The organism is Rhodococcus sp. SGAir0479 (genome assembly GCF_005484805.1).
Lineage (GTDB): Bacteria > Actinomycetota > Actinomycetes > Mycobacteriales > Mycobacteriaceae > Prescottella.
This window is the reverse complement of the sequence record NZ_CP039432.1, coordinates 4,187,695-4,201,075: the sequence shown is the minus strand read 5'-3', so window position 1 is coordinate 4,201,075 and position 13,381 is coordinate 4,187,695. Positions and strand designations below refer to the sequence as shown.

Genomic DNA, 13,381 nt, shown 5'->3' with positions numbered 1-13,381 from the left:
GCGCTCGCAGCGCATGAAGGGACCCTTCAGCTGTAGACGGAAAACTACGGCGCGGTGAGCACCTCACGCCCGACGAAGGGCACCAAGGCGGCGGGCACGCGGACGGAACCGTCGGCCTGCTGGTGGTTTTCGAGGATCGCGACGAGCCAGCGCGTGGTCGCGAGGGTGCCGTTGAGCGTCGCGGCGGTCTGCGGCTTGCCGTTCTCGTCGCGATACCGCACGCCCAGACGGCGGGCCTGGTACGTGGTGCAGTTCGACGTCGACGTCAGTTCCCGGTACGTCTGCTGCGTGGGCACCCACGCCTCGCAGTCGAACTTGCGGGCCGCGGACGAGCCGAGGTCACCGCCCGCGACGTCGATGACGCGGTACGAGAGCTCCATCGCATCCAGCATGTCCCGCTCCCACGCGAGCAGACGCTGGTGCTCGGCGTCGGCGTCCTCGGGCTTGCAGTACGTGAACATCTCCACCTTGTCGAACTGGTGGACACGGATGATGCCGCGGGTGTCCTTGCCGTAGCTGCCGGCCTCGCGGCGGAAGCACGACGACCAGCCCGCGTACCGCTTGGGGCCGCCGGACAGGTCGAGGATCTCGCCCGAGTGGTAGCCGGCGAGTGGAACCTCGGAGGTACCGACGAGGTACAGATCGTCGTCGGCCAGGTGGTACACCTCGTCCGAGTGCTGGCCGAGGAAGCCCGTGCCCTGCATGACCTCGGGGCGCACCAGCACCGGCGGGATCATCATGGTGAAGCCGTTGGCCATCGCCTTCTGCGCGGCCAACTGCAGCATGCCCAGCTGGAGCATCGCGCCGAAGCCGGTGAGGAAGTAGAACCGCGAACCCGACACCTTGGCGCCGCGCTCCATGTCGATCAGCCCCAGCGACTCACCCAGTTCGAGGTGGTCCTTGGGCTCGAAGTCGAAGGTCGGGATCTCGCCGACGGTCTCGAGCGTGACGAAGTCGTCCTCGCCGCCCGCTGGGGCACCCTCCTGCACGATGTTGGAGATCGCGCGGTGCGCCTCGTCCAGCGTGGCCTGCGCAGCGGACTCGGCGGCGGCAGCGTCCTTCACCTTCTGCGCCAGTTCCTTCGAACCCGCGAGCAGCGCCGGACGCTCCTCGGGCGACGCCTGTCCCACCTTCTTGCCGAACGCCTTCTGCTCGGCGCGCAGCGTGTCACCGGCCAGCACAGCGGCGCGGCGGGACGCGTCGGCCTCGAGCAGCGTGTCGACCAGACCGGGGTCTTCACCGCGCGTGCGCTGCGAGGCGCGGACGGCGTCGGGATTCTCGCGAAGGAACTTGAGGTCAATCACGACCACAAACCCTACTTGGTGACGTCGCGCTCACTCCGGGTGCTTCCCCAGAATCTGCAGATAGTCCTCCCGCCCGAACATGCGGGCGGCGTCGAGCGCCGTCGGATGACCGGCCGTGGCATCGGCTCCGGCGTCCACCAGCGCGGCCACCACGGCGTCCTCGCCCTTGAACACGGCGCCGGCCAGCGGCGTCTGTCCCCGATCGTTGGGCCGGTTCACATCGGCGCCCCGCTCGATCAACGCGCGGACAGCGTCCGCGTGCCCGTGGTAGGCCGCCAGCATCAGCAGCGTGTCGCCGCTGTCGTTCGTCAGGTTGACCGGCACCCCGGCATCGACATACTGCGCCAGCGCGGGCGCGTCGCCACCACGCGCCATGTCGAACAGCCGACCGGCCAGCTCCTGCACGTCGGCGTCGGGCCCCGCAGGATGTTCCTCACTCATGCCCCACGAACCTACGCGGAAACTTCGGTATCCGGGTGGGTTGAAGGCATTATGGACGGGATGTCCGTGGAAGAGTCCGAGTCGAACCCGCAGTCGACCGAGCCGGCGACCGAGGAGCCGGGGCGGCGTCGACACCTGTCTGCGCCGGTCACACGGCGTGCGCTCGCGCTGGTCGCGATCGGTGCGGTGCTGGCCGCGATCGCCACGATCTTCCTCTCCGGCGGCTTCGACCGCGGCGAGAACCTGCCCGTGCACACGGGCGGGGTCGGGCCGCAGCCCACCGGCGCGGTCGCGGGCGAGGCGTTCGGGTCCGCCACCACCGGCGACTGCCTGTCCTGGACCAGCGCGGACGCGAGCGATCTCGAGAAGGTCGACTGCGCCCAGCCGCACCAGTTCGAGGTGGCCACCGACGTCGACCTCAGCCTCTACCCGAGCGTCGAGTTCGGTCCCGGATCGAAGTTCCCGAGCGTGCTGCGGTTCTCCGAGCTGCGCGACGAGCAGTGTGCGCCGGCCGTCGGCGCCTACCTGGGCGGCCGGTTCGACCCCAAGGGCAAGTTCAGCGTCGGTCTGATCAACCCGGGCGAGGCCGGCTGGGCCGCCGGCGAGCGGACCATCCGCTGCGGCCTGCAGTTCTCCGGCGTCACCGGCACCCTGCTCCCCATCGAGGGGCGCGTCGCCGAGCAGGACCAGTCGAAGGTGTGGAACGTCGGCACCTGCATCGGCATCAACCAGAACGTGCCGTCCGATCCCGTGGACTGCGCGCAGCCCCACGCGTTCGAGGTCGTCGGCGTGATCGACCTGGCCAGCCAGTTCCCGGGCGGGATGCCCTCGGTCGAGGACCAGGACAAGTACCTCGAGAAGGCGTGCACCGACGCCAGCAACGGCTACCTCGGCTCCCCCGACACGCTGCGGGACAAGACGCTGACCCTGTTCTGGGACAACCTCGACCTCGACAGCTGGCTCGTCGGCAGCCGCAAGATCAACTGCTCGATCGGCAAGGAGGTCGACGGCAACGGCTTCGCGACCGTCGTCGGCAGCGCCAAGGGCGACATCATGATCAACGGCCGGGCGCCCGTCCCGCCGCCACCCGCGCCCGAGGGCCGGTCGGCGCCGACACCGCTGCCCGGTGCTGCACCGCTTCCGGGAGCCTGACGTGCCGGTGACCATGACGGCCGCCCGTTTCGAGGAGCTGGTCTCGGAGGCGCTCGACCTCATCCCGCCCCGGCTGGCCGCGGCGATCGACAACGTCGTGGTGCTGGTCGAGCCCCGCAACGACGAGGAGCCGTCCCTGCTGGGGCTGTACCAGGGCATCGCGCTCACCGAACGCGACAGTCACTACGGCGGCGCCCTGCCCGACACCATCACGATCTACCGCGACGCGATCCTCGACGTGTGCCACACCGAGGAGGACGTGGTGCACGAGGTGATGGTCACCGTGATCCACGAGGTGGCGCACTACTTCGGGATCGACGAGGACCGCCTGCACGAACTCGGCTGGGGCTGACCCGCCGAATTTCGTCGGCCCCGGGTGGAACCGACCCGCCCGCCGCGGCGTCCAAGCAATCGAGGAACAAACCTCCGCCGCCCGGTTGCCGTCGACCCGAGGAGTCCACCGCCATGTCGGATCACGTGTTCGTCGACCCCGACGTCCTCTCGACCGCCGCCGCCGAACTCGACGCCCTCGCGGCCCGGCTGCGGACCACCATCGCCGTCGCGGCGCCCGCGCTGAACGTCGCGCCCGCGGGCGCCGAGGAGGTCTCGGTGCTGGCGGCGGGCTATTTCAACCGGTTGGCGGGCGGCCTGGGCACCGCCGCGGACCGCTGCATCGAGGAACTGATCGCCGCGGCGGCGACGCTGCGCGCCCAGGCGGCCGCCTACCGCGACGAGGACCACACCCTGGGTGCCTCGCTCGTCGCGGGCATGTGACGCGGCCGCACCGATACCGCTCGATCGAACCGGAGGGGAACACATCATGACCATCGGTGTCACCGGCGTCGTCTGGATGCCGCGCGGGGCGACCGTCAACTCGACCACCCTCACCGCCGGCGCCGGACCGGTGCCGCTCAGCGCGGCGAGTCCCGCATGGACCGCGGTCGCCGAGGCGTTCACGGACGCGCACGCCACCCTGGTCCGGGTCATGGACGAACTGCGTGCGAGCTGGGAAGGCGCCGCGGCCGACGCCGCCCTCGCCCGGCTCGCCCCGTTCACTGCGTGGGCGCAACAGACGGCGGCGCTCGCCGCCGAGACCGCGGGCAAGGCGTCCACCGAGGCCGGCGCGTACACCACCGCGGCCCTGACCATGCCGAGCCTGCCGGAGATCACGACGGTGAAGACCGCCAAGACCGCGGCGTACACCACCGGCGGGGTCCTCAACGGTTCGGCCGCCGCCGCGGAGGCCGCGGATCGGGCGATGGACATCCGCGCCGGACTGGTGATGGAGGCGTACGAGGCGGCGTCGAGCATCGTCACCACCCCGGACGCGTTCCCGCCGCCGCCACCGCTCACCAGCGGGGCGACGTCGGGGCCCGCGGGCGACCCCGGCGACGTCACCCGTCGCACACTCGAGAACGACTTCCGCGCCGATCCGGTCGGGACCGTTGCCGCCGCAGCCACCGCGTTTGCACAGAACCCGGCCGTCGCGGCCGCTGCCTCGCAGGCCGGCACGGTCGCAAGCACCGTTTCCGGCGCGGCCTCGGCGGCCGCCAACCTGGGCGGTGCGGTGCTCGGCGGGGTGGGCGCCGGGGCCCCGGCGGCGATCTCCGCACATCCGGATTCGCGCGGATCGGGTGCCGGCTCTCGGGCCGCCGCGGGACTTTCCGGGGCCGCCGGGACGGGCACGTCCGGCACCGTCGCGGCGCGGGCCGCGGGCGTCACCGGCGGCGGCGCCGTCCCCGACGGTTGGGCGCAGGCCGGCCGGCTCGACGCGGCGGCACGGCACGGCAGCGGCGTCGGCGCACCGCCGCAGGCTCCGGTGACTGCGGACCCGGCCGGCCCCGACGCGGCGGCCGTGAACCGCGGCGCCACCCCCGCGGCCGGGGCCCCGGTGGGCGCCCACCGCGCGACCCTCGACTCGAAGGAGGCGGTGCGATCCGGCCCCGGCTACCTGCGCAGCTTCGAGCACTTCGCGGACGGCCGCACGGTGATCCCGTCGGTGATCGGCGCCGACCTGCCCGAGGACGGACGGTGATCGACTTGGGGATCGAACCGGTCGCCGGGACGCTGCCGCCGACGACACTGCACCTCGACGAGATCGACCTGCTGGTCCACCTGCTCGACATCGACGTGCTGCCGGTGGTGCTGGACGCCCGGCCGCGGTTCGATTCGCTGCCCGCCCGGGACGCAGTGTTCCGCGGCGCCCACGGGACGCTCACCGCCGCGGGCCGGGTCGACGGTGTCGCGGTGGACGCCGAGCTCGCGCGGGCCCTGCGTGTGCTCGCCCGCCCGGACGTCGAGCTCGCCGCGCGACGCTACGTCGACGGCGCCGTGCACCGCGCCTGCCTGGCCGGCGCCGACGGTAGGGCGGTGCTGGCGCTGCGCAGCGGCGACACGGTCACGATCCGTGCCCTCGGACCCGACCGCGTGGGCCCGCTGGCGCAGGCGCTCGGCGACGGCCATCCGTTGCCGTTCGGTGTCGTGAACTGCCCCACCACCGCCCTGGGCGCCGCGCTCCACCGGCTGAGCGATCCCGCCGCCGCGGCCGCGGGCCTGACCGCGCTCGGGGTCCCGGACGCCGAGGCCGCGGTCGTCGGACCAGCGGTCGCGGGATGTACCCGGCTCACCGAGGTCGTGGGGTTCGCGCACGCGGGCGGCCCGGCACCGCACCCGCACGGGCCGGTGACGGTGTTCGACACCCCGGACGGACGCGTCGTGGGCACCACCAGCATCGCCACCGACGGCGTCCGGTGGACGTCGCTCAGCCCGGGCACGCCGGGACGGCTGCACCGGGCGCTCGACGATCTGCTGGCGCAGCTGACCTGAGCGCTCAGCCCATCGGGTCGTCGGTGGCCTCGGTCGCCTCGGCCTCGAACCACGGCCGCTGCGGTGTGGCCTCGAACGGCGGCGCGAACGTGCCCCAGCGGACACACCGCCAGCCGGTGTCGGTCGGCACCAGTTCGACGGCGGAAGTGTTCTCCAGATGACGATCGGCCGCGAACGCACCCGGCACCCCGGCCAGGTACGCACCCACCAGGCGGATGGCCGCACCGTGGCTCACCACCACGACGTCGCCCCCGGCACCGCCGTCGAGGTATTCGGCGCGCAGCGAATCCACCACCGGCACATAGCGTTCGATGATGTCGAGACCGGACTCGCCGCCCGGCATACGTGCCGACAGGTCGCCCGCGTGCCACGTGTGGAACACCTTCGCGAACATCTTGTGCGATTCGACGTCCGAGCGGTCCTCGAGTTCACCGGCCTGCGCCTCGTGCAGACCCTCACGCACCTGCAGCGTGAGCCCCGACGCCGTCTCGACGAAACCCGCCGTCTCCCGGGCGCGCAACGCCTGCGACGACACCAGCGCCGCCGGGGGTTGCGGCGCGAGCCGTTCCCCCAAGGTCCGCGCCTGCGTCCTGCCCAGTTCGGTGAGCCGGGCACCGGGCAGCCGGGTGTCGAGCCGCCGTTCGACGTTGGCCTCGGTCTGTCCGTGTCGAACCAGGATGAGCCTGCCGCTCACGCGTTCTCCTCTCCGCGACGCAGGCGGTCGAGCCATGCGGTGTCCTCGGCGTCGGGCATCGGCGCGCCCCCGCCCGGGACCGCCGACGGCCACGATCCGAGGAAGCGGACGTCGCTGAACCGGTGCAGCGCCTTGAGCGCCTCCGCGACCAAGCCGTCGTCGATGTGCCCGACACAGTCGAGATGGAACAGATAGGTGCCGAATTCCTTACGCGTGGGCCGGGATTCGATGCGAGTGAGATCGATGCCGCGGGTCGCGAACTCCGTCATCGCGCGAACCAGCGAGCCGGGCACGTTGTCGAGGTGCAGCACGACGCTGGTGCGGTCGTTGCCGGTCCGGGCGGGTGCCGGCCCCGGCGGGGTGACCAGTACGAAGCGGGTGCGGGCGCCGTCGTAGTCGGCGACACCGGACGCGAGCGCCACGAGTCCGAGCCGCTCCCCCGCCAGCGCGGTGGACACCCCGGCGTCGGCGAGGCCGGCGGCGACGTCCTCCGCCGCCCCGGCGTTCGACGACGCGGGTTCGACACGGGCGTCGGGGAGGTACCGGCCGAGCCAGCCCTGCACCTGCGCGGTCGCGACCGGGTAGGCCCGCACGGTCCGGACGTCCTCGAGACGCACGCCGGGGCGTCCGACGATCGAGAACGCGACCTCGAGCTCGGTCTCGGCCATGATCTGCAGCCGGTCGCCGAGCGCGAGCGCGTCCATGGTGGGGCGGATGGATCCCTCGACCGAACTTTCGATCGGCACCACGGCACCGTCGACGTCGCCGCTGCGGATCAGTTCCAGCGCGGCCGCCTGACTGGGCGCGGCCACCCGCTCGACGACGCCGTCGAACGTGCCGGCCGCCTCGAGCTGGGCGAGGGCCATCTCCGTGAAGGTCCCGGTGGGACCGAAGTACGCGATACGAGGCACGCCTACGAGATTACGCAATCGGCGACCGTGCCCCCGCCGATCGGGCCCGGCCCGCTACAGCAGTCCGGCGTCGGCCAGGACCTGCTCCACCTGCTCGGGGGACTCGACCTCGATGCCCAGCAGCACCCCGCGCACCGCCTCCGCGGCATCCGGGTTGAGCGCCGCGAGCGCGGCGGTGTCCGGATGCGCCAGCGCCGCCCGGACGTCGTCGCCGCGCAGCGCCGCGACGGTGCCGGCGAGCAGCGCGAGCACCTCGGCCCCGTCCCGCGCCTGGGCGACGAAGCCGACCGACGTGTGGGCGAGGACCGCGAGGAAGTCGGCGACCGCGTCGGCCGGGACGCCCGCGACCAGGCCGGGACAGTGCCCGGCGACGGACAGGGTCTGCGCGGCCTCGGCGAGACCGGCGGGGTGGTCGGCCGCGGGCGTGACGAACACCGCGACCGGCGCCGGCAACCGCAGGCTCACCGCGTCGTCGACCTGCTCGGCGGTGACGTGCACGTGGAACCGGACCGGGCGGTGCTCGATCGCGCCCGCGAGGTCATCGGGATCGATGTCGAGGTCGACGACGACGGCACCGGCGTCGACGTCGGTGCCGGCCGCGCCGATCAGCCGCGACGCCGCGACGATCTGGGGGCCGGCGGCGGCGGTGTCGCGTCCGGCGAGGGGGGCGGCGGATTCGCGCCGCTGCAACAGCAGCCCCTCGACCAGCGGCTGGGCTGCCCCACCGCGGGTCACGGGAAGAGTCGGCATCGACAACGAAACAGGGAGCGACACGCCACCACGTTAGCCCGGAACCGGACGACGGCGCTCCTCGCGCTCGGAGGGGCGCTCGGAGGGGTTGCCCACGACGACGTCAGGAATTAGCTTAGGTTTACCTCAGTTCGACGCAGGTTCGGTATCGCGTCCCGTCCCGAAGGAACCCGCCATGACCCGCACCACTCTCGGACCGTCCACCGCCGAACGCATGCGGAGCGCGAGTGCCCGCGCCGCCGACGCCGTGCTCGCGGTCGCCGGCAGCGATCCCGCGGTCACGTCGATGCACCACCTGTGCGCCGACGGCACCGCGGTCGTCGCCGCCCCGACGGACTGCGTCGCCGCCGCACTCGCCTGGCAGGCCGGACCGGGCGGGTTGCCCGCCGTCCTCGAACTCACCGACTTCGCACCCCTCGACCTGCGCGAGCCGGTCCGGTCGCTGGTGTGGCTGCGCGGCACGCTCACCGCGGTCTCCGGACTCGGCGAGCGGCGTCTCGCCGACCTTGTCGCGGCCGAGAACCCGCATCCCGCACTCCTCGACGTCGGACACGGGGCGACGCTGCTGCGCTTGCGGCTCGAGTCCGCCGTCGTCGCCGACAGCAGCGGTGCCGAAGCGGTCGCGGTCGCGGACCTGCTCGCCGCCGAGCCGGACCCCTTCCGGGACGTCGAGACGGACTGGCTGCAGCACCTCGAAGAGGACCACTCCGATCTGGTGGAGATGCTCGCCCGTCGCCTGCCGTCGTCGCTGCGGACCGGGCGCATCCGCCCGCTCGGCATCGACCGGTACGGTGTCCGCCTGCGGATCGAGGCCGAGGACGGCGACCGGGACGTGCGGATGGACTTCGCCGAGCCCGTCGCCGACGCCCTCGGCCTCAGCCGGGCGCTGCGCATCCTGGTCGGTTGCCCGTTCGTCAACGGCATGCGCGCCCGCCGCTGACCGCCGCCTGCCCGTCGCCTCCGGAATGAGCGCCGTCGCCGCGGTGTTCCACAGATGAGACCGGGATCGCACACGGTGATCTCGAACGAACATCGGAAGTGCGCTCGCCATGACTGCCGCAACGCCGCGGCGTGCCCCGAGCGGGACCTCACGTCGCATGTCGGAGTACCGACCACCCGCGACGATGCTCGTCGACCCGCGGTTCGAGACGCTCGCCACCCAGTTCTTCCACCTCTTCCGCAGTACCCGCGACGGCGGCGGCGCTCTCGCCGTCTACCTGTACGGGAAGCCGGTACTCGACGTCTGGGCGGGCTGGGCATCGCCCACCCGCAAGTGGGCCTCCGACACCATGACGTTGTCGTTCTCCACCGGCAAGGGCGTCGCCAGCACGGTGCTGCACCGGCTCGCGCAGCGCGGGCTGCTCGACTACGACACCCCGGTCGCCACGTACTGGCCGGAGTTCGAGGCGGCCGGTAAAGGTTCGATCACCGTCCGTGAGCTGTTGAGCCATCGCGCCGGTCTGCACCGGATCCGCGGGTTGGTTCCGGGTCGCCTGGCGCTGCTCGATCACGAGCGGGTGGCCGCCGCCCTCGCCGCGGCGCCACCGGATCCGCGACGCACCCGGATGCCCGGCTATCACGCGGTCACGTACGGCACGCTCGTCGCCGAGCTGGCAGAGAAGGTGAGCGGCAAGTCGTTCACCGAGCTGGTCCGCACCGAGATCGCCGAGCCGCTGCGGCTGCCTGCATTCTGGTTCCAGGTCCCGGAGTCCGAGAAGCAGCGGATCGCGAAGGTGTTCCCGCACATCAACCCGTTCGGGATCCCGTGGGGGCTGACGTCGGCGGCCATGGGTCTGGTCCCGCGGATCAAGAACATCGCCGACGCGGGCATGCCGGAGGGGTTCGACATGCTCGTGCGTGATCCGTCGATCCACGACTACGTGATGCCCGGATGGAACGGGGTGTTCAGCGCCCGCGCGCTCGCCCGCATGTACGCGGCGTTCGCCAACGGTGGCGTCGTCGACGGCATCCGCTTCCTCGAACCCGACACGGTCGCCCAGGTCGGCGAGGTACAGACCGGTGCCCGCGATTACGTGCTGGGCCTGCGGATGAACTGGCGCCTGGGCTACCACGCGGCCCTCGTCGCCACCCGCACCCAGTACTCCGGGGCCTTCGGGCACTACGGCGTCGGCGGCTCCGGGGCTTTCGCGGACCCGGACTCCGGGCTCTCGGTAGCGTTCGTGACCAACCGGCTGGGCAACGCCTTCACCCCGTTCGCCGACCTGCGGCTGCCCAATCTCGGCGCCAAGGCCGAGTCCCTCGCGCACCACCTGTGAGCCGTTTGCGTCTAGCGTCGGCGGGGTGATCACCCGCACCACCGTCGACTCGTGGCTCCGGCCGGGCACGCCGCCGCAACCTGACCCGCCGCCCGACGCGCGGGAGCGGCGCGCCCTGTGGTTCGAGATCACCATCGTCCTGCTGGTCACCTTCGGTCTCAACGGCGTGTACAGCGCGTTGTCGCTCCTCGAGTCGGTGCTCCAGCCCGGCGGGCTGTCCGAGCAGGCCGTCGCGCTCAATCCGTCCCGCTCGACGCAGTCGTTCATCGACCTGGCCCGGCAGCTGCTCGGTGTCGTCAAACTCGCGGCATGGGCGGCTCTGGGGCTGTACCTGCTGTGGCGCAGCGGCCTCGGTCCGCGGCGGATCGGCCTCGGAGCCCGCCAGGTGCGCGACGGCACGCTCGCCGGCGTGGGGCTCGCCGCCCTCATCGGCCTGCCCGGGCTGGTGTTCTACCTCGCCGCCGTCGCGCTCGACATGAACCTCACGGTGATGCCCAGCACCATCGACGACCACTGGTGGCGGCTGCCGGTGCTGGTGCTGTGGGCGATCGCCAACTCGGCCGCCGAGGAGATCCTGGTGGTCGCGTACCTGATCTCGCGGCTGCGCCGGCTGGGCTGGAGCGAGAACTCGTCGCTGCTGGCATCGGCGCTGCTGCGCGGCAGCTACCACCTCTACCAGGGGCTCGGCGGCGGACTCGGGAACATCCTCATGGGGCTGATCTTCGGCCGGTACTGGCAGCGGACCGGCAAGCTGTGGCCGCTCGTGATCGCGCACGCCCTCATCGACGCGGTCGCATTCGTCGGATATGCGCTGCTGCGCGGGCACCTGTCGTGGCTGCCGTGACCCGTATCCGCCGGGATCGTGCGTATTCTCGAAAATCGTGAACGGCGAGACCCCCGACAGACGTCAGCCGGGCCCGCCGCACCGCGGCCGGCCCCAGCAGCCGCGCAACGTCCAGCCGCCGCGCAACGTCCAGCCGCCGCGCAACGTCCAGCCGCCGCGCAACGTCCCGCCGCCGCGACGCGGCGGGCCGCCTCCGCAGCGGCCCCCACACAATCCCGAGGGCACGCAGGTCATCCGCCGCGACGGCCGTCCGGGCCCCGGAGCCGATCACGCCCCGCCGCCGGCGCGCGCCTGGTCGCAGGCACCCGAACCGCAGGCCTGGTCGCAGGCACCGGCCCGTGAGCAGACGCCGTCACGCGAGCAGGCGCCGGCCGGCGGGTACGCGCCCACCCAGCAGCCGCGTCCGTACGCCGAGCCGCGCCGGATCCCCCCGGCGCCGCCGCGGGACCTCCGGCCGTCGCCGCGCAACCCGCAGCCGCCACGCCCACCCGCGACCCCGGGTGGGCCGCCGAAGCAACGCCGGCCCCGACGAGGGCGCGGCGGGTGGCTGCGGCGCATCGCGCTCACCCTGGTCGTGCTGCTGGTGGCGTCGATCGGCGGCCTGGTCCTTCTCGACACCAGACTGAACCGCATCGACGCGCTCGCGGACTACCCCGGACGCCTCGCCGACACCCCGGGCACCAATTGGCTGCTGGTCGGCTCGGACAGCCGGGCCGGGCTCTCCGCCGACCAGGACCGCGCTCTCGCGGCGGGCGGCGACATCGAGGGCAAGCGCACCGACACCATCATCCTGATCCACGTTCCCAAGAGCGGCGCCACGACGATGGTGTCGATTCCCCGCGACTCGTACGTGAACATCCCCGGGATGGGGCGCGGGAAGATCAACGCGGCCTTCGCGCAGGAAGACGGCGAACAGCTGCTGGTACAGACGGTGGAGGAGGCGACCGGCCTGCGCATCGATCACTACGCGGAGATCGGCTTCGGCGGTTTCGCCGGCATCGTCGACGCGCTCGGGGGCGTGAACATGTGCGTCCCCTACCCGATCGACGATCCCCTCGCGGGGATCGACCTGCAGGAGGGCTGCCAGAACCTCGACGGCCCGCAGGCGCTCGGTTTCGTCCGCAGTCGCGCCACCGCGCTGGCCGATCTGGATCGGATGAACAACCAGCGCGCGTTCATGAGTGCCCTGCTGAAGAAGGCCACGTCGCCGACGACCCTGATCAATCCGCTGCGCCTGTGGCCGACGCTGTCGAAGACGGCCGGCTCACTGCAGGTGGACGACGGCGACCACCTGTGGAATCTCGCGGGCCTGGCCTGGGCGCTGCGCGGCAAGATGATCACCACCACGGTTCCGGTCGGTGGATTCGACGTCGTCGACGGGTGGGGTGACGTTCTGTTGTGGGATCGGGAAAAGGCGTCCGAATTCTTCGGTGCACTCGCAAATGATCGTCCGGTGCCGCAGAGCCTGGTGACCGGCGCACCGTGACGCTCGTCGCTGTGCGGACTTTGCCGACACGGTCGCGGCAATACGGGCGGTAGGGTTTCGTTCATGACTGAAGCGGCACACACGAGCGAGTTCCACCAACTTCTGCAGGCCCAGATCCGTAACGAATTCACGGCATCGCAGCAGTACGTCGCCGTCGCCGTCTACTTCGATTCGCAGGATCTTCCGCAGCTCGCCGGCCGCTTCTACCGGCAGGCCGCCGAGGAACGCGACCACGCGATGATGATGATTCAGTACCTGCTCGACAACGACCTGCCGATCGCGGTGCCGGGAATCGACGAGGTGGTGACCGATTTCGCGTCGGTCCGCGAGCCGGTCGCGCTGGCCGTCGCCCAGGAGAAGAACGTCACCGACCAGATCACCCGACTCGCCCGTACGGCCCGCGACACCGGCGACTACCTGGGCGAACAGTTCATGCAGTGGTTCCTCAAGGAGCAAATCGAAGAGGTGGCCAGCATGACCACGCTGCTGACCATCGTCGATCGCGCGGGCGACAATCTGTTCAACGTCGAGGACTTCGTGGCGCGCGAGATGAGTTCCGCCGTGACCGCCGATTCCACCGCGCCGCGAATCGCCGGCGCCTGAGCGAACCCATCGTCTCGGGAATAACGGGACGAATGGCACCATTCGGAAAGCCACACCTAAATGAGTCCGACCTAAATGAGGCGATACTACCCTC

The 13,381-nt window shown here is 71.8% G+C and carries 15 protein-coding genes; 10 read left to right on the top strand and 5 right to left on the bottom strand.

Annotation, left to right across the window (positions count from 1 at the left end):
- Positions 1-44: 44 nt before the first annotated feature.
- Together serS and E7742_RS19425 are read right to left on the bottom strand one after the other, a co-directional pair.
- Positions 45-1,304, bottom strand: coding sequence for a serine--tRNA ligase (gene serS / locus E7742_RS19430; RefSeq protein ID WP_137800435.1), 1,260 nt, complete (start codon positions 1,302-1,304; stop codon positions 45-47).
- A 30-nt stretch (positions 1,305-1,334) separates the two neighbouring features.
- Positions 1,335-1,745, bottom strand: coding sequence for an ankyrin repeat domain-containing protein (locus tag E7742_RS19425; protein ID WP_137800434.1), 411 nt, complete (start codon positions 1,743-1,745; stop codon positions 1,335-1,337).
- Positions 1,746-1,796: 51 nt separating this feature from the next.
- Here E7742_RS19425 and E7742_RS19420 point away from each other — a divergent pair, with 51 nt between their 5' ends.
- The 5 genes from E7742_RS19420 (at position 1,797) to E7742_RS19400 (ending at position 5,723) form a co-directional block, all read left to right on the top strand.
- Entirely contained in the window at positions 1,797-2,897 is a 1,101-nt protein-coding gene (locus tag E7742_RS19420) for a septum formation family protein (protein ID WP_175420538.1), read from the top strand.
- Between the two features lies 1 nt (position 2,898).
- Positions 2,899-3,249 carry a metallopeptidase family protein gene (locus tag E7742_RS19415; protein ID WP_175420537.1) on the top strand — a complete coding sequence of 117 codons (351 nt, stop codon included), beginning with the start codon at positions 2,899-2,901 and terminating at the stop codon, positions 3,247-3,249.
- 113 nt (positions 3,250-3,362) lie between these two features.
- Positions 3,363-3,671: a PE domain-containing protein gene (locus E7742_RS19410; RefSeq protein ID WP_137800432.1), complete on the top strand. Its 309-nt coding sequence runs from the start codon at positions 3,363-3,365 to the stop codon at positions 3,669-3,671.
- A 46-nt stretch (positions 3,672-3,717) separates the two neighbouring features.
- Positions 3,718-4,932, top strand: coding sequence for a PPE domain-containing protein (locus E7742_RS19405; RefSeq protein WP_137800431.1), 1,215 nt, complete (start codon positions 3,718-3,720; stop codon positions 4,930-4,932).
- A complete protein-coding gene (locus E7742_RS19400) occupies positions 4,929-5,723 on the top strand; it encodes an ESX secretion-associated protein EspG (RefSeq protein WP_137800430.1) in 795 nt (264 codons plus the stop codon). Before E7742_RS19405 ends, E7742_RS19400 begins: the two co-directional genes overlap by 4 nt.
- Before the next feature lie 4 nt (positions 5,724-5,727).
- On the opposite strand, the gene E7742_RS19395 is transcribed toward E7742_RS19400, so the two are convergent.
- From E7742_RS19395 to E7742_RS19385, 3 genes are read right to left on the bottom strand one after another with little or no spacing between them, the layout of a single operon-like run.
- Complete coding sequence (locus E7742_RS19395; RefSeq protein WP_137800429.1) at positions 5,728-6,417, bottom strand: histidine phosphatase family protein; 690 nt, start codon at positions 6,415-6,417, stop codon at positions 5,728-5,730.
- Positions 6,414-7,328: a prephenate dehydratase gene (gene pheA, locus E7742_RS19390; protein ID WP_137800428.1), complete on the bottom strand. Its 915-nt coding sequence runs from the start codon at positions 7,326-7,328 to the stop codon at positions 6,414-6,416. Before pheA ends, E7742_RS19395 begins: the two co-directional genes overlap by 4 nt.
- Positions 7,329-7,382: 54 nt before the next feature.
- On the bottom strand, positions 7,383-8,102 hold the full coding sequence (locus E7742_RS19385) for a hypothetical protein (RefSeq protein WP_175420536.1): 720 nt from the start codon (positions 8,100-8,102) through the stop codon (positions 7,383-7,385).
- 151 nt (positions 8,103-8,253) lie between these two features.
- Between E7742_RS19385 and E7742_RS19380 the strand changes: the two genes are divergently transcribed.
- The 5 genes from E7742_RS19380 to E7742_RS19360 all read left to right on the top strand — a co-directional run bounded on the left by E7742_RS19380 (position 8,254) and on the right by E7742_RS19360 (position 13,287).
- Entirely contained in the window at positions 8,254-9,018 is a 765-nt protein-coding gene (locus E7742_RS19380; protein ID WP_137800427.1) for a DUF2470 domain-containing protein, read from the top strand.
- A 157-nt stretch (positions 9,019-9,175) separates the two neighbouring features.
- A complete protein-coding gene (locus E7742_RS19375; RefSeq protein WP_254699075.1) occupies positions 9,176-10,354 on the top strand; it encodes a serine hydrolase domain-containing protein in 1,179 nt (392 codons plus the stop codon).
- A gap of 25 nt (positions 10,355-10,379) precedes the next feature.
- Positions 10,380-11,198 carry a CPBP family intramembrane glutamic endopeptidase gene (locus E7742_RS19370; protein WP_137800425.1) on the top strand — a complete coding sequence of 273 codons (819 nt, stop codon included), beginning with the start codon at positions 10,380-10,382 and terminating at the stop codon, positions 11,196-11,198.
- 232 nt (positions 11,199-11,430) lie between these two features.
- On the top strand, positions 11,431-12,684 hold the full coding sequence (locus tag E7742_RS19365; RefSeq protein WP_137801314.1) for an LCP family protein: 1,254 nt from the start codon (positions 11,431-11,433) through the stop codon (positions 12,682-12,684).
- Positions 12,685-12,747: 63 nt separating this feature from the next.
- A complete protein-coding gene (locus tag E7742_RS19360) occupies positions 12,748-13,287 on the top strand; it encodes a ferritin (protein WP_137800424.1) in 540 nt (179 codons plus the stop codon).
- The last annotated feature ends 94 nt before the right edge of the window (positions 13,288-13,381 follow it).